The 15,827-nt window shown below is 66.2% G+C and carries 17 protein-coding genes; 10 read left to right on the top strand and 7 right to left on the bottom strand.

Translation table 11 applies throughout. The annotated features are described in order from the left end of the window. Positions 1–4 precede the first annotated feature (4 nt). The 5 genes from fdhF to WKR98_RS11760 all read left to right on the top strand — a co-directional run bounded on the left by fdhF (position 5) and on the right by WKR98_RS11760 (position 4,628). Positions 5–2,866, top strand: a complete 2,862-nt coding sequence (fdhF, locus tag WKR98_RS11780) for a formate dehydrogenase subunit alpha (RefSeq protein ID WP_341433186.1) — start codon at positions 5–7, stop codon at positions 2,864–2,866. A gap of 16 nt (positions 2,867–2,882) precedes the next feature. Further along, positions 2,883–3,725: a formate dehydrogenase accessory sulfurtransferase FdhD gene (gene fdhD, locus WKR98_RS11775; RefSeq protein ID WP_341433184.1), complete on the top strand. Its 843-nt coding sequence runs from the start codon at positions 2,883–2,885 to the stop codon at positions 3,723–3,725. Continuing rightward, positions 3,722–3,949, top strand: a complete 228-nt coding sequence (locus WKR98_RS11770; RefSeq protein WP_341433182.1) for a formate dehydrogenase subunit delta — start codon at positions 3,722–3,724, stop codon at positions 3,947–3,949. The genes fdhD and WKR98_RS11770 overlap by 4 nt, the downstream gene beginning before the upstream one ends. A 114-nt stretch (positions 3,950–4,063) precedes the next feature. Further along, on the top strand, positions 4,064–4,318 hold the full coding sequence (locus WKR98_RS11765; RefSeq protein ID WP_341433180.1) for a type II toxin-antitoxin system RelE family toxin: 255 nt from the start codon (positions 4,064–4,066) through the stop codon (positions 4,316–4,318). Beyond that, positions 4,302–4,628, top strand: a complete 327-nt coding sequence (locus tag WKR98_RS11760; protein ID WP_341433178.1) for a helix-turn-helix domain-containing protein — start codon at positions 4,302–4,304, stop codon at positions 4,626–4,628. Before WKR98_RS11765 ends, WKR98_RS11760 begins: the two co-directional genes overlap by 17 nt. Positions 4,629–4,681: 53 nt before the next feature. Here WKR98_RS11760 and WKR98_RS11755 read toward each other — a convergent pair whose 3' ends face one another. Beyond that, positions 4,682–5,542 carry a fumarylacetoacetate hydrolase family protein gene (locus tag WKR98_RS11755; RefSeq protein WP_124688264.1) on the bottom strand — a complete coding sequence of 287 codons (861 nt, stop codon included), beginning with the start codon at positions 5,540–5,542 and terminating at the stop codon, positions 4,682–4,684. A 223-nt stretch (positions 5,543–5,765) separates the two neighbouring features. Between WKR98_RS11755 and WKR98_RS11750 the strand changes: the two genes are divergently transcribed. Beyond that, positions 5,766–6,473, top strand: a complete 708-nt coding sequence (locus tag WKR98_RS11750) for a GntR family transcriptional regulator (protein ID WP_341433177.1) — start codon at positions 5,766–5,768, stop codon at positions 6,471–6,473. 13 nt (positions 6,474–6,486) lie between these two features. On the opposite strand, the gene mnmA is transcribed toward WKR98_RS11750, so the two are convergent. The 4 genes from mnmA to WKR98_RS11730 form a co-directional block, all read right to left on the bottom strand. Beyond that, positions 6,487–7,611, bottom strand: a complete 1,125-nt coding sequence (gene mnmA / locus WKR98_RS11745; RefSeq protein WP_341433174.1) for a tRNA 2-thiouridine(34) synthase MnmA — start codon at positions 7,609–7,611, stop codon at positions 6,487–6,489. Further along, positions 7,598–8,092, bottom strand: a complete 495-nt coding sequence (locus WKR98_RS11740) for an NUDIX hydrolase (RefSeq protein WP_341433173.1) — start codon at positions 8,090–8,092, stop codon at positions 7,598–7,600. Before WKR98_RS11740 ends, mnmA begins: the two co-directional genes overlap by 14 nt. 96 nt (positions 8,093–8,188) lie before the next feature. Continuing rightward, positions 8,189–9,184, bottom strand: coding sequence for an aromatic ring-hydroxylating dioxygenase subunit alpha (locus WKR98_RS11735; protein ID WP_341433171.1), 996 nt, complete (start codon positions 9,182–9,184; stop codon positions 8,189–8,191). 55 nt (positions 9,185–9,239) lie between these two features. Continuing rightward, positions 9,240–9,884, bottom strand: coding sequence for a TetR/AcrR family transcriptional regulator (locus WKR98_RS11730; protein ID WP_341433169.1), 645 nt, complete (start codon positions 9,882–9,884; stop codon positions 9,240–9,242). Between the two features lie 164 nt (positions 9,885–10,048). Between WKR98_RS11730 and WKR98_RS11725 the strand changes: the two genes are divergently transcribed. Next, positions 10,049–11,035: a Bug family tripartite tricarboxylate transporter substrate binding protein gene (locus WKR98_RS11725; protein WP_341433167.1), complete on the top strand. Its 987-nt coding sequence runs from the start codon at positions 10,049–10,051 to the stop codon at positions 11,033–11,035. A gap of 34 nt (positions 11,036–11,069) precedes the next feature. Here the strand turns inward: WKR98_RS11725 and WKR98_RS11720 are convergent, their stop codons facing one another. Continuing rightward, a complete protein-coding gene (locus WKR98_RS11720) occupies positions 11,070–11,993 on the bottom strand; it encodes a dihydrodipicolinate synthase family protein (protein ID WP_124688258.1) in 924 nt (307 codons plus the stop codon). A gap of 16 nt (positions 11,994–12,009) precedes the next feature. Continuing rightward, a complete protein-coding gene (locus WKR98_RS11715; protein WP_341433164.1) occupies positions 12,010–12,714 on the bottom strand; it encodes a FadR/GntR family transcriptional regulator in 705 nt (234 codons plus the stop codon). Between the two features lie 226 nt (positions 12,715–12,940). On the opposite strand from WKR98_RS11715, the gene WKR98_RS11710 reads away from it, so the two are divergent. Genes WKR98_RS11710 through WKR98_RS11700 form a run of 3 tightly spaced genes read left to right on the top strand, consistent with a single transcriptional unit; the run spans position 12,941 to position 15,827 of the window. Further along, positions 12,941–14,065 carry a Re/Si-specific NAD(P)(+) transhydrogenase subunit alpha gene (locus WKR98_RS11710; protein WP_124688256.1) on the top strand — a complete coding sequence of 375 codons (1,125 nt, stop codon included), beginning with the start codon at positions 12,941–12,943 and terminating at the stop codon, positions 14,063–14,065. Next, positions 14,065–14,394, top strand: coding sequence for an NAD(P) transhydrogenase subunit alpha (locus WKR98_RS11705; RefSeq protein ID WP_124688255.1), 330 nt, complete (start codon positions 14,065–14,067; stop codon positions 14,392–14,394). The genes WKR98_RS11710 and WKR98_RS11705 overlap by 1 nt, the downstream gene beginning before the upstream one ends. Further along, positions 14,394–15,827: an NAD(P)(+) transhydrogenase (Re/Si-specific) subunit beta gene (locus tag WKR98_RS11700; RefSeq protein ID WP_341433161.1), complete on the top strand. Its 1,434-nt coding sequence runs from the start codon at positions 14,394–14,396 to the stop codon at positions 15,825–15,827. Before WKR98_RS11705 ends, WKR98_RS11700 begins: the two co-directional genes overlap by 1 nt.

The raw sequence follows: 15,827 nt of genomic DNA, 5'->3' as shown, positions 1-15,827 counted from the left end.
CACCATGAACCAGCTCAACGACCTCGACTACGGCACGCCGGCGAGCGAATCGAACCAGACCGTCATCCTGGAAATCGACGGCGCCCCGGTCGAAGTGCCCGCCGGCACCTCGGTCATGCGCGCCGCCGCGATCGCCGGCGTCAACGTCCCCAAGCTGTGCGCCACCGACAGCCTCGAACCCTTCGGCTCGTGCCGGCTGTGCCTGGTCGAGATCGAAGGCCGGCGCGGCTATCCGGCCTCCTGCACCACGCCGTGCGAACCCGGCATGCGCGTGCGCACGCAATCGCCCAAGCTGGCGGAACTGCGGCGCGGCACGATGGAACTCTACATCTCCGACCATCCGCTGGACTGCCTGACCTGTCCGACCAACGGCAATTGCGAACTGCAGGACATGGCGGGCGTGGTCGGCCTGCGGGAAGTGCGCTACGGCTATGAAGGCAAGAACCACTTCGACGCCGCCAAGGACGAGTCCAACCCTTACTTCACCTACGATCCGTCCAAGTGCATCGTCTGCAACCGCTGCGTGCGCGCCTGCGAGGAAACACAAGGCACGTTCGCGCTGACGATCTCGGGCCGCGGCTTCGAGTCGCGGGTCACCGCCGGGCAGGCCGAGTCGTTCATGGAGTCGGAATGCGTGTCCTGCGGCGCCTGCGTCCAGGCTTGCCCGACCGCCACCCTGACCGAAAAGACCGTCATCATGATGGGCCAGGCCGAGCACAGCGTCGTCACCACCTGCGCCTATTGCGGCGTCGGCTGCTCGTTCAAGGCCGAGATGAAGGGCAACGAAGTCGTGCGCATGGTGCCCAACAAGGACGGCCACGCCAACCATGGCCACTCCTGCGTCAAGGGCCGCTTCGCCTGGGGCTACGCCACGCACAAGGACCGCATCACCAAGCCCATGATCCGCAGCAGGATTACCGATCCTTGGCGCGAGGTATCGTGGGAAGAAGCACTGTCCTACGCGGCCGGCGAGTTCCGCCGCATCCAGGCCAGGCATGGCAAGGATTCGATCGGCGGCATCACCTCCTCGCGCTGCACCAACGAAGAAACCTACCTGGTCCAGAAACTGGTGCGCGCGGCCTTCGGCAACAACAACGTCGACACCTGCGCGCGCGTATGCCACTCGCCCACCGGCTATGGCCTGAAGCAGACCCTGGGCGAATCCGCCGGCACCCAGTCGTTCGACTCGGTCATGAAGGCCGACGTCATCATGGTGATCGGCGCCAACCCCGCCTCCGCCCATCCGGTGTTCGCCTCGCAGATGAAGCGGCGGCTGCGCCAGGGCGCCAGACTGATCGTGGTCGACCCGCGCGCCACGGAAATGGTGAAGTCGCCGCATGCGGCGGCCACCCATCACCTGAAGCTGCTGCCCGGCACCAACGTCGCCATCATCAATGCCCTCGCCCACGTGGTCCTGAACGAAGGGCTGCACGACGCCGGCTACGTCGCCGACCGCTGCGACACGAAATCCTTCGAAGACTGGAAGAACTTCGTGCTGCGGCCGGAAAACTCCCCCGAGGCAACCGCCTCCATCACCGGCGTCCCGGCGGCCGAGCTGCGCGCCGCCGCCCGCCTGTATGCCACCGCGGGCAACGGCGCGATCTACTACGGCCTGGGCGTGACCGAGCACGCCCAGGGCTCGACCATGGTGATGGGCATCGCCAACCTCGCCATGGTCACGGGCAACGTCGGCCGCGAAGGCGTGGGCGTCAACCCCTTGCGCGGCCAGAACAATGTCCAGGGTTCGTGCGACATGGGCTCCTTCCCGCACGAGCTGCCCGGCTACCGCCACATCTCCGACACCACGGTGCGCAGCGAATTCGAAGGCGCCTGGAACGTCACCCTCAGCCCCGAGCCCGGCCTGCGCATCCCCAACATGTTCGATGCCGCGCTGGAAGGCAGCTTCATGGGCCTGTACTGCGAAGGCGAGGACATCGTGCAGTCCGATCCCAATACGCAGCACGTGACCGCGGCGCTGTCCGCCATGGAGTGCATCGTCGTCCAGGACATTTTCCTGAACGAAACCGCCAAATACGCGCACGTCTTCCTGCCCGGCTCGTCGTTCCTGGAAAAGGACGGCACCTTCACCAATGCCGAGCGCCGGATCTCGCGCGTGCGCAAAGTGATGCCGCCGCTGGGCGGGAAGTCGGACTGGGAGGTCACCGTGGCGCTGGCCGAGGCGCTCGGCTATCCCATGCCGTATTCGCATCCGTCGGAAATCATGGACGAGATCGCCCGGCTCACGCCGACCTTCCACGGCGTCAGCTACGACAAGCTCGACCGCCTCGGAAGCCTGCAATGGCCGTGCAACGACGAGGCGCCCGAGGGAACGCCCACCATGCACATCGACCGGTTCGTGCGCGGCAAGGGCCGCTTCATCATCACGCAGTTCTTCGCTTCGCCGGAAAAGGTCACGCCGCGCTATCCGCTGATCCTAACCACGGGGCGCATCCTGTCGCAATACAACGTGGGCGCACAGACCCGCCGCACCGACAATAACCTCTGGCACGCCGAAGACCGGCTGGAGATCCATCCCCAGGACGCCGAGGAACGCGGCATCGCAGACGACCACTGGGTAGGCATCGAATCGCGCGCCGGCCAGACGGTGCTGCGCGCGACCGTTACCGACAAGGTGCAGCCGGGCGTGGTGTACACGACGTTCCACTTCCCCGAGTCGGGCGCCAACGTCATCACCACCGACAGTTCCGACTGGGCCACCAATTGCCCCGAATACAAGGTGACGGCCGTGCAGGTCATGCCGGTGACCCAACCCTCGCAATGGCAGCAGCAGTACAGCGAGTTCAACGAACGGCAGCTGCGTCTGGCGGCGGCCGCCGAAGAACGCCACGTTCTGGTTTCCAAGTGAGGAGCCTGGCCAGACCATGAACAGCCTGCATCCAACCGCCCGGCCGCCGACGGCCACGGTCGAGGTTCGCTGCCGGCGCGACGGCGGCGATGACGTGCGCACCGACCTGCTGGCCGAAGAAGTCCCCATCGCGCTGGAATACAACGGCATCTCTCATGCCGTGATGCTGGCCACGCCTTGCGACCTGGAGGATTTCGCACTGGGTTTCTCGCTCAGCGAAGGCATCCTGGCGCGCCCCGGCGAACTCTACGACTGCGAAATTTCCGACGAGCCGGACGGCATCCGCATCGCCCTGCGCATCGCCGCGCAGCGCTTTGCCGCCTTGAAGGACAAGCGGCGCAACCTCACGGGGCGCACGGGCTGCGGCCTGTGCGGCACCGAGAGCCTGCGGCATGCCGTCCGGCGGCCCGCGCCGGTCGCCAGCAACCCTTGCTTCGATGCCGAGGCCCTGCAGCGGGGACTGGAAACCATGCAAAGCCTGCAGACCCTGCGCCTGGCGACCGGCGCCACGCACGCGGTGGCCTGGATGGACGCGCAGGGGAACGTCGCCCTGGTGCGCGAGGACGTGGGCCGCCACAATGCCCTGGACAAGCTGCTGGGCGCACTGGCCGCGGCCCATGCCGACCTGTCGCGCGGCGCCCTGCTGGTGTCCAGCCGCGCCAGCTACGAAATGGTCCAGAAAACCGCCACGCTGGGCATAGGCATGCTGGCCGCGATCTCCGCGCCGACCGGCCTGGCGATCAGGCTGGCCGAGGAAAGCCGCGTCACCCTGGCCGGTTTCGTGCGCCACCATGGCCACGTCGTCTACACCCATCCGGAGCGCCTGCGCGCCCATCCCGCTACGAGTCCGTCGCCATGAACGCCGCCAACAACCTCATCCGCATGGCCAACCAGATCGGCGACTTCTTCAGCACCATGCCCGACCGGCCGCAGGCCATCGCCGACGTGGCCGATCACCTGAAGCGCTTCTGGGAACCGCGCATGCGCCGCGCCCTGCTGGCACACCTCGACGCCCACGGCGATGCGGAACTGAACGACATGGCGCGACAGGCCGTGCGGGAACATCGGGAAAGGTTGCTTTAGGACGCTGCCCGAACCTCGTGAGTATGTCAGGCCGGACATACCAAGGAGCAGAAATCCTTCTCCAACAGGCCATAATGGAGCACACCAATAACTTATAATTAGCTTATAATTCTCATGAACTCGATTCTGTGGACGGTGAAGGCAGCCAGGCAGCTGCGCAAGCTTGATCGGCAGCATCAGATGGCCATACGAGACGGCGTTTCCGGTCTAGTGACAATGCCTGATTGCCTGCACGTCAAGGCTCTCGTCAATCATCAGTACGGATACCGGCTACGGATCGCCAACTACCGGATTTTCTTCGACTGGGACGGAAAAATCAGGATCGTTGAAATTCAAGAGGTGAAAAAGCGCGATGAACGCACGTACTAACATCCAGATCATCAACGGGCCGGATGGCGAACCCGCCTTCGTGGTGATCCCCTATGGCGAGTACATGGCGCGGCGCAATGTGGACAGCGACCTGATTCCACACGACGTGGTCGATCGAACCGTAGATGGCGCCACACCGGTCCGAGCCTGGCGCGAGCATCTGGGTCTGACCCAGGCTGTCGTCGCTGAACGCCTGGGAGTCAGCCAGTCCGCTTACGCCCAGCAGGAAAGCCGCGACCGTCTGCGCAAGGCATCCAGAGAGAAAATTGCCGCGGCTCTGGGCATCAGCCCGGAACAACTCAATTTCTGATGAGAATGAAAAAAGCCCCGCGGGGCTTTTTTCATTGCGTTGCCGCCCGGATATCAGGCTTCGGCCGTTACCGGGTTGCGCAGCAGGCCAACCTTCTCGATCTCGATTTCCACCACGTCGCCCGGCTTCATCCAGACCTGCGGATTGCGCGCCTGGCCCACGCCGGCGGGCGTGCCCATGACGATCACGTCGCCCGGTTCCAGCGTCAGCACTTCGGTCAGCAGCTCGATGGTCTCGGGAATGTCGAAGATCATGTCGCTGGTGTTGGCGTCCTGCATGACCTGGCCGTTCAGGCGGCACTTGATCGACAGGCCCTTGGCGGCGGCCGGCAGTTCGTCGGCGGTGACCAGGTGCGGGCCGAAGGCACCCGTGGCGTCGAAGTTCTTGCCGATGGTCCACTGCGGCGTGCGCTTCTGGTAGTCGCGCACCGAGATGTCGTTGAAGCAGGCATAGCCGAACACGAGGTCCATGGCCTGGTCGCGCTTGACGTGGCGGCCGGCCTTGCCGATCACCACGGCCAGCTCGGCTTCGTAGTCGAACTTGTCGGACACGCGCGGACGCACCGTGGGTTCGCCATGGGCCAGCAGCGAAGTCGCGCCGCGGAAGAAGAACCAGGGGTATTCGGGCTTGTCGCGGCCGCCTTCCTTGGCATGGTCGAAATAGTTCAGGCCCAGGCAGATGATCTTGCCGGGGCGGGGCACCACGGGGGCGTAGGCGATGGAATCGGCCGGCAGGCGCGGGGCCGACGACGCGATGGCGGCCTTCGCCGCGCCCTGGAGGTCGACGCCGGCCTGCAGCGCGGCGCCCAGGTCCGCCGGGACCTGCGGCTGGGCCTGGTTCAGGTCGATGATGCCGTCATCGGCCAGGACGCCCAGGCGCACGGCGCCATCTTTGCGGAAACTCACGAATTTCATCTCTAACTCCGGTAGTGGGGTGAAAACGCGCGTGCCTGCACGCGCCAAGACGCCGGCCCCGCGGGACGGTTATTCCTTTGGCTTCGCCATTTTATATACATTTTTCTTGAATGCAATTTTTTATACATATTTTTGATGGGTACGGCGTTTTATACACTTTCATATAAAATCCACCGGCCGGCACCCACGCACGGCCGCCCACAACGGGCCTCATGGAGTTTTCGTGGCTAAGACCCCCGCCCCACCGGCCGACCCCGGCGCCCCCGCCGCCACCCAGACCACCACGCTGTACGACCGCATGCGCGCCGATCTGCTGGCGGGCCGGTTGCTGCCGCCCGGGCGCAAGCTGCAGATCGAATTCCTGGGCCACCACTACGGCGCCGGCCAGACCCCCGTGCGCGAGGCCCTGAACCGGCTGACCGCCGACGGCCTGGTGGAACAGCGCGACCAGCGCGGCTTCGCCGTGGCGGCGGTCAGCCCCACCGATCTGGTCGAGATCACCAACACCCGCTGCTGGCTGGAGGAAATCGCGCTGCGCAAGTCCATGGCGTCCGGCTCCGCGCAATGGGAAGAGGGCCTGGTCCTGGCCTTCCATCGCCTGTCCAAGACGCCGCGTTCGCTGCGGGACGACCGCTTCGAGGCCAATCCCGAATGGGAACAGCGCCACCGGGCCTTCCACCGGGCACTGATAGGCGGATGCGGGTCGCGCTGGCTGATCGGCTTCTGCGAACAACTGGCGGACCAGTTGTACCGCTATCGCCAGTTGTCGGTGCAGAAGATCTTCCCGGACCGCCCGATCCAGGCCGAACATGAAGCCCTGATGGAAGCCATCACGGCGGGGGACGCCGACCGGGCCGTGGCGCTGCTGACCGAGCACTACCAGAAGACCGCGCGCATCGTGCTGGACGATCCGGAGGCCTTCGAGGGATAGGCAATCCGCGCCGCTAGCGCGCGGACGGGGACGTGATGATGCCGCCTCCCAGGCAGACCTCGCCGTCGTACAGCACCGCGGACTGGCCTGGCGTCACTGCCCACTGGGGTTCGGGGAAGCCCAGTTCGAACGTTTCGCCATCGGCCCGCGCCAGCGTGCACGCCGCATCGGGTTGCCGGTAACGGGTCTTGGCGCCATAGGCGCCCGGCGCCGGAGGCTCGCCGGCCACCCACGATGCCTGCTGCGCCTGCAGGGCGTCGCTCAGCAGCCAGGGATGGTCGTGGCCCTGCACCACGTATAGCGTGTTGGACGCGAGGTCCTTCTTCGCCACGTACCAGGCGTCCGCGGTGCCGTCCTCCTGCTGGCGCCCTTTCACGCCGCCTATGCCCAGGCCCTTGCGCTGGCCCAGCGTGTAGAACGACAGCCCGACGTGCCGGCCCACGCGCTGGCCTTCGGGCGTCAGGATGGGGCCGGGCTGGGTGGGCAGGTAGCGGTTCAGGAACTCGCGGAACGGACGTTCGCCAATGAAGCAGATGCCGGTGGAGTCCTTCTTGGCGGCATTGGACAGGCCAAGTTCATGAGCGATGCGCCGCACCTCGGTCTTGCGGATCTCGCCCAGCGGAAAGACCGTGCGCGACAACTGCGCCTGGTTCAACCGGTGCAGGAAATAGCTCTGGTCCTTGGTGTGGTCCAGGGCCTTGAGCAATTGGTGGCGCCCGGCCTGCGGCCCCGACTCCACGCGGCGCACGCGCGCGTAGTGGCCGGTGGCGATGTGCTCGGCGCCCATGCGCATGGCATGGTCCAGGAAGGCCTTGAACTTGATCTCGGCGTTGCACAACACGTCGGGATTGGGCGTCCGGCCGGCCGAATACTCGCGCAGGAATTCGGCGAACACACGGTCCTTGTATTCGGCGGCGAAGTTGACCGCTTCGATGTCGATGCCGATGACATCGGCCACGCTGGCGGCGTCCAGCCAGTCCTGGCGGGTCGAGCAGTACTCGGAATCGTCGTCGTCCTCCCAGTTCTTCATGAAGAGGCCGACCACTTCGTAGCCCTGCTGTTTCAGCAGCCAGGCGCTGACCGACGAATCCACCCCGCCGGACATGCCCACTACGATGCGTCCCTTACTGCTTGCCATGATGCGTATCCACGATTGCCGTATATGTGTAGAGCGCGTCCAGCGCCAGCCACGGCCGGCCGGACGCCCGCGCGCGCAGATAGTCGTCCACGCAGCGCATGACCAACGGGCTGCGGTGCTCGGCTTGCCGGGCGCGCAGCTCGTCGGTGGAGATCCAGAACGCGCGGCGTATGCCTTCGTCCAGGGCGCGGCCGGGAAGCGGCTCGCCCGCCTCGCCCACGAAGGCGAAGCGCAGGAAGGTCGGCGCATCGACGCTTTCGGGACGCCACAGGTACGTGCCCAGCCATCCCGACGGTACGAAGGGATGCGCGGTCTCTTCCAGGGTTTCGCGCCTGACGGCGCTTTCGAGCGATTCGCCGGCTTCGAGGTGGCCGGCCGGCTGGTTCAGCCTGACGCCGGCGTCGGTGTCTTCCTCGATGACCAGGAACTTGCCGCCGCGCTCGATCACGGCGGCGACGGTGACTCGGGGCGTCCAGACCATGGAGGGTGCTCGTTCGGATCCATGGGGAATTTTACCCCGGCGCGCATTCGCAATGCAGTCAGGGGTGCGTTTGGATGGGCGCCCTTCGGGCAGGCCCTAGACGGCGGGGGCGTCCAGCAGGCGCTTCATGATGCGGTGCGCCGCCTGCATGCCCCGGTCCGCCTGGAGAGGCAGGTCGCGGGCATGCGGCATGGCCAGCGCCATCCGCTGCTGCGCCTCGGCGATATCGACGTCCTCCTGGTGGACTCGAAGCGCATCGGCATTGAGCCGCTCGCTCAGCGCCTCATCCTCGATTCGGAAATTCCGCGACAGGGCGATGTAGTAGTGATGCGTCGTCGCGGTTTCCGGCGTAAGCAAGTGATCCGCGCGCAGATCTACGTCCACGCCTTCGGCCGAGTTGCGGACCAGGACGGATATCCGGCCGGGCGGCGTCCACTCCGCCACCTGGACCCGATCGACCCGCCCCGGGAACGGGTACCACTCCCGGTGTGCCGGTGCCTGCTCCACATCCTTGAAACAGCGCCGGTTCACCACGCCATCGTCGGTCACCTCGATTTCCAGAGGATCTTCGGACAACAGCCTGGGATCGAAACCGATGCTCGACTCATGGAGAAACGCGACGTGCGACAGATCCAGCAGGTTGTCGTTCATGTAAAGGTACGAGGCCTTGACGGGAAAATACTGGATCAACCCGCTATTCCATGCCTTGCTTTCACGCCACGGCAATTGCGGCAGCAGGGCTTCGGCGGCCTCGGCGTCGCCTGGCCATACCCAGATGAAGCCATAGCGTTCGATGGCCGGAAATGCCTGGACGTGGGCCATGCGCGGAATGACCGACTGGGAAGGAATGTGCAGGCACTGCCCGTCGGTGCCGAATTCCATGCCGTGATAGACGCAGCGGAGGTTTTCCCCCTGCACCCGCCCCATCGACAACGGCGCGCGCCGGTGCGAACACAGGTCCTGGACGATGCCCACCCGGCCGCTCTGCGTTCGAAACGCCACCATGGGAATGCCGCAAACGACTCTTCCCAGCGGCCGCGATGCCAGCTCTGCGCTGGAGCACAGCACATACCATTGATTGCGAACGAACATCACGAACCCTTTAATTCCTAATTGAAGGAATTTTAGGAGTTCCAGGAATCGACTGTCAACCAGGCGCCAGTCCGCGCAGGAGCAGATCCGCCATGGCGGCGGCGTAGCGATCGACGAAGTCCTGGCTGTCGGCCTCCACGCCAAACATGTATTCGATCAGCGGCCTGGCGTTCAGCAGCACCTCGCTCAGGCCGATGAGCGCGCATTGCAGGATGCGCGGGTCGATGGCGCGAACGGGATCGCCCGGCCGCGCCCGGAGCAGGTCGCCCATCAGCACCATGCTGCGCCCGTTGACGTCCGCCATGAGCTGCCGGCCTTCCGCCGACTCGGAGGAATACACCCGGTTCAACAAGGTATGAAGGAAGGGATTCTCGACCAGGATGGTCAGCATGCCCTTGAGCCGCTCCTGGATCTTCGGGCCGATCTCGCCTTCTCCCTGGACGATCTCGGTGGCGCGCGCCAGCAGCCGGCCCATGAGCGTCTTCGCGGCGGCCACGAACAGGCCTTCCTTGTTCTTGAAGTAATAGCGGACCATCGCGGGATCCACGCCGGCATGCCGCGCCACCTCGATCACCGTCACGGCGTCCGGATGAGTCGTCCTCAGGATGGACAGCGTCGCCTCGATGATCTCGGCCTGCTTGTCGCCCGATCCCGCCTCCGGCCGGCCCGCGCTTCGCTTCTGTGGCCTTGTCTTAGTCATGTTCATTCCGCTTGAAGGGAAATGGCAGCCCTGCCACAATGGCCAAAATTCCCAATAAAAGGAATTTTAGCCATCCTTGTTTCGACGGACCCGTGCCGCGGAGGGCGGCCTTCCCATCCATTACCAAAGGAAAAATGATGTGGTTGAAGAAACAGCATGACGTCGTGCGCAGAACCTTACTGCGAACGCTGCGACATTCCGCCTGTGTCGCGCTCGCCCTGGCGAGCCTGGCGCCGCTTCATGCGGCCGATTTTCCCACGAAACCCATCACCCTGGTCGTGCCCTTCCCCGCCGGCGGCGGCCCCGACCAGGTTGCCCGGGTCATCGCGGAAAAACTGGCGCCCCGGCTCGGACGCCCGGTGGTCGTGGAGAACCGCCAGGGTGCAAGCGGAACGATGGGAGCGGCACATGTTTTCCGCGCTCCCGCCGACGGCCATACCCTGCTGCTGACACCGAGCACGTTCAGCCTGGCTCCGCTCGTCCTGCAAAAGGGAGTCGTGCCCTACGACGTCCGGCGCGATTTCGTTCCCGTGATCCAGCCCACGACGAGCTGGCTGGTGCTGGCCGCGCATCCGTCCACCCAGGTACGCTCCCTGGCACAGCTCAAGCAGTTCGCCACGACCCACGCCAATACGACCTATACCGGCTCGGGAGCCGGTTCAACCATGCACGTCGCGGGGGAAATGCTCAAGCATGAGCTGAAGGTCGACATGACGTTCGTGCCCCATCGCGGGACCGCGCCCGCGCTGGCGGACACGATAGGCGGGCACATCCAGTTCATCATCGCGGGTTATCAGGACCTGGCCCCCCATTTCAAGGCCGGCGCCCTGCTGCCCGTCGCCTTGCTGGACGACACCCCCCACCCCACCGATGCCTCCGTCGTGCCCGTCGCCCGGCAGGGCTATTCGTCCTATTCGGTCCGCAGTTGGACCGGGATCTTTGCCCCCTCGGCCACCGCGCCGGATATCGTCAACCGCCTGAATGCCGAGATCGACGCCGTCCTGCACATGCCCGAGGTGCGCGGGCGCCTGGAGGACAACGGACTGCAACAGGTCGTGGGAGGAAAGCCGGGCCGCCTGACCGCGACGGTGGAGCACGACCTGAAGGTCTTCACCCCCTTCGTGCGCGGCGCGGGGATCGTTGCGAACTGACGCCTTCCCCGCCGCGCCCGGGATCTGGAAGCGCCTATCGGATTCCGGGCATGTCGAAGCCCAGTTCTTCCAGCTTGCCGATCAGCTCGGCTTCCTGCTGGCCGGGCATCTCGACCAGCGGCGGACGCACGGCGCGCCAGGCCGGATCCTGCATGAAGTACGAGATGACCGCCTTGAGCGCGGGGATCATCGAATACTTCTGCACCAGCTCGCGGGTCTGGGTGACTTTCTGCTGCAGGGCCTCGGCGTCGGGACCCTGCCAGTTGGCGTAGAGCTGGCTGATGGGGCCCGGGTTGATGTTGCCGGTGGCGGTGATGCAGCCCTTGCCGCCCGCGCGCAGGCCGCGCAGCAGCAGCGTTTCGCTGGCGGGGAAGACGTCGAAGCCGGTCGAGGCGAAGGCGTCGATGACGGACTTGGAGTAATTCCAGTCGCCGGACGAATCCTTCAGGCCCACGACGGTGTCGGGGTAGGCCTTGATCAGGCGCTCGATCAGCGGCAGCGAAATGGGTACCTGCGACACGGGCGGGATGTGATACAGGTAGACGCGCAGCGCCGAGTCGCCGACGTTCTCGATGACCTGGCTGTAGTAGCGGAACAGGCCCTCGTCGGGCACGCCCTTGTAGAAGAACGGCGGCAGCATCAGGACCCCGGCCGCGCCGTGCTTGACGGCGGCGGCGGTCAGTTGCGAGGCCTCGGGCACCGAGCACGCACCGGTGCCGGGCATCAGCTTGGCGCCGGGGATGCCGTCGGCGACGAGCTTGCCCATCAATTCGATCTTCTCGGCGGCCGACAGCGAGTTGGCCTCGCTGTTGGTGCCGAAGATGGCCAGGCCGGCGCAGCCGCTGTCGAGCAGCCACTGGCAGTGGCGGGCGAAGCGGCCGGCATCGGGCAGCATGTCGGGCTGGAACGGCGTGACGACCGGGGCAAGCAGGCCTTGCAGGCGGGGAGGTGCGGACATGTCTCTCTTCCTTGGGTCAATGAGATTGGATGCGTTGCAGGCGGGCCATCGCGTTGCTCATGTGCGCATGGGCGGCCTGGCGGGCGGCGGTGGGGTCGTGCGCGGCGATGGCCTCGTAGATGGCCTCGTGCTCCATCGTGATATCGGTCAGCCAGCCGGCCAGCTCGCAATTGCGGCGGCTGATGGAAAGCTGGTTGCGCGTGTGGCGCTCCAGGAACTCGAAGAAATCGTCGTAGACCGGATTGTTGGCGGCGCGCGCGATGGCCCGGTGGAACAGGATGTCTTCCTCGACGCCGTCGCCACCGCGCTGGCTGGCCTGGTTCAGGACCTTGAGCGCCTGGCGGATGTCCTTGATCTGCGCCGCGGTGGCGCGGGCGGCGGCCAGCGCCGCGGCCTCGGTCTCCACGCCTATGCGCAGTTCGAACACCTGCTGCACGACGGCGTTCGCCTCCTGCCGGTCGCCGCCGATGCGGAACGGCCGGCCCGCGGGCGTGGCCGCGACGAAGGCCCCCAGCCCCTGGCGGGTGGTGACCAGGCCGTCGGACTTCAGGCGCGCGATGGCCTCGCGCACCACGGTGCGGCTGACGCCGAAATCGGCGGCCAGGCGTTCTTCGGTGGGCAGGCGGCTGCCGGCCTCGCGTTCGCCCGACACGATCTGCGTGGCGAGCACTTCGCTGAGCTGTTCGGCCAGGTTGCTGCTGCGCAAGGGAGTAGATGACATGCGACGACGTAAGCGTGAAAAAAACCAGGCGCACATATTGCCCGGTTATCATACAACCCGTCAACCAGGGGATGACCGCCAGGCCGGACGCGCCGGCCTGGCCGTGCGCGGCCGATTTGACAGGGCATGCTAGGATGCTCCGGGGGACGCGAGGGGAATCGCCATTGGCCGCGCAAGACGGCAACGCCCTTGCGTTCTACCGCCACAACGCAACGAGGAGAATCTCATGAAGATTGGGGTCCCGACTGAAATCCGGCCGGGGGAGACACGTGTTGCCGCGACGCCGGAAACCGTGAAAAAACTGTCGGCAGGCGGCAACCAGGTGCTGGTGCAAGCCGGCGCCGGGCGACAGGCCAGCTTCCCCGACGAAGCCTATGCCGCCGCGGGCGCCACGCTGGTGCCCGACGCCGCGCAGGTCTACGCCCAGGCAGAACTGGTGCTGAAGGTCCAGGCCCCGCAGGAGTCCGAACTCGCGCTGCTGCGTGCGGGCCAGATCCTGCTGGGCATGCTCAACCCCTTCGACGCGGAAGGCCTGGAAAAACTGGCCGCCACCGGCGTGACCGGCTTCTCGCTCGAGGCCGCGCCGCGCATCACGCGCGCGCAAAGCCTGGACGTGCTGTCCTCGCAGGCCAACATCGCGGGCTACAAGGCGGTCATCGTCGCGGCCGATCACTACGGCCGCTTCATGCCCATGCTGATGACCGCCGCCGGCACCGTCAAGGCCGCGCGCGTCGTCGTGCTGGGCGCGGGCGTGGCGGGATTGCAGGCCATCGCCACCGCCAAGCGGCTGGGCGCGGTGGTCGAGGCCTCCGACGTGCGCCCCGCGGCCAAGGAGCAGATCGAATCGCTGGGCGCCAAGTTCATCGACGTGCCCTACGAGACCGACGAGGAACGCGAGATCGCCCAGGGCGTGGGCGGCTACGCTCGCCCCATGCCGCCGGCATGGATGGCGCGCCAGGCGGCGCTGGTGGCCGAACGCTGCAAGCAGGCCGACATCGTCATCACGACCGCGCTGATCCCGGGCCGCCCCGCGCCCGTGCTGGTCAGCGAGGAAACCGTGGCCGGCATGAAGCCGGGCTCGGTCATCGTCGACCTGGCCGTGGAACGCGGCGGCAACTGCCCGCTGTCCCGGCCCGACCAGGTGGTCGATGCGCATGGCGTGAAGATCGTCGGCTACACCAACCTCGCCGCGCAGGTGGCGACCGACGCGTCCGCCCTGTACGCCCGCAACCTGCTGGACTTCCTGAAGCTGGTGGTCGCCAAGGACGGCGCCCCCGCCATCCAGCGCGAAGACGAGATCGTCGCCGCCTGCATGGTGTGCGATGCCAACCGCGTGCTGAGGAACAAGTAATGGAACTCATCGACCACACCATCATCAACCTCATCATCTTCGTGCTGGCCATCTACGTGGGCTACCACGTCGTCTGGAACGTCACGCCCGCCCTGCACACGCCGCTGATGGCCGTCACCAACGCCATCTCCGCCATCATCATCGTCGGCGCCATGCTGGCCGCGGCGCTGACCGACACCGGACTGGGCAAGACCATGGGCGTGCTGGCCGTCGCGCTGGCCGCGGTCAACGTGTTCGGCGGCTTCCTGGTCACGCGGCGCATGCTCGAGATGTTCCGCAAGAAGCCCAAGGCCGCCCCGGCCGACGCCGCCAAGCAGGAGGCCCGCTGATGCTATCGCTCAACGTCGTCACCCTGCTCTACCTGGTCGCCTCGGTGTGCTTCATCCAGGCGCTCAAGGGCCTGTCGCACCCCACGACCTCGCGCATGGGCAATACCTTCGGGATGGTCGGCATGACCATCGCCGTGCTGACCACCGCCGCCCTGATCGGCAAGCTCGCCGCCGAGCCCCTGGCCGGCCTGGGCTGGGTCGTGCTGGGCCTGCTGGTCGGCGGCACCGCCGGCACCATCATGGCCAAGCGCGTGGAAATGACCAAGATGCCCGAGCTGGTCGCCTTCATGCACAGCATGATCGGCCTGGCCGCGGTGTTCATCGCCATCGCGGCGGTGGCCGAGCCGCACGCCTTCGGCATCGCCGATCCGGGCATTCCCATCCCCACCGGCAACCGCATCGAGCTGTTCATCGGCACCTTCGTGGGCGCGATCACCTTCTCGGGGTCGGTCATCGCCTTCGGCAAGCTGTCGGGGCGCTACAAGCTGCGCGTGTTCCGCGGCGCGCCGGTGGTGTTCGCCGGCCAGCACATGCTGAACCTGCTGCTGGCCCTCGTGATGGTCGGATGCGGCATCTGGTTCGCGGTCACCCAGGAATGGACCCCGTTCGTCATCATGACGGCCATTGCCTTCGTGCTGGGCGTGCTCATCATCATCCCCATCGGCGGCGCCGACATGCCCGTCGTGGTATCGATGCTGAACAGCTATTCCGGCTGGGCCGCGGCGGGCATCGGCTTCTCGCTCAACAACCCCATGCTGATCATCGCCGGTTCGCTGGTGGGCTCGTCGGGCGCGATCCTGTCCTACATCATGTGCAAGGCGATGAACCGGTCGTTCTTCAACGTGATCCTGGGCGGCTTCGGCGGCGACGCCTCGGCGGCCGCCGCGGCGGGCGAGCAGCAGCAGCGCAGCGTCAAGTCGGGCAGCCCCGACGACGCGTCGTTCATGCTGACCAACGCCGAAACCGTGGTGATCGTGCCCGGCTACGGCCTGGCCGTGGCGCGCGCGCAGCATGCGCTGAAGGAACTCACCACCAAGCTGACCGAGAAGGGCGTGAACGTGAAGTACGCGATCCACCCGGTGGCCGGCCGCATGCCCGGGCACATGAACGTGCTGCTGGCCGAAGCCGAGGTGCCCTATGACCAGGTGTTCGAAATGGAGGACATCAACTCCGAGTTCGGCCAGGTCGACGTGGTGCTGGTGCTGGGCGCGAACGACGTGGTGAACCCCGCCGCGAAGAACGATCCCAAGTCCCCCATCGCGGGCATGCCCATCCTCGAGGCCTACAAGGCGCGCACCATCATCGTGAACAAGCGGTCGATGGCGGCGGGCTACGCGGGCCTGGACAACGAGCTGTTCTACCTGGACAAGACCATGATGGTGTTCGGCGACGCGAAGAAGGTCGTCGAGGACATGGTCAAGGCTGTCGAGTAA

The organism is Pigmentiphaga sp. YJ18, from assembly GCF_038066655.1.
In the GTDB taxonomy this organism is placed as follows: domain Bacteria; phylum Pseudomonadota; class Gammaproteobacteria; order Burkholderiales; family Burkholderiaceae_B; genus Pigmentiphaga.
Note: the sequence above shows the minus strand (reverse complement) of the source record. Positions and strands in the feature narration are given on the sequence as shown.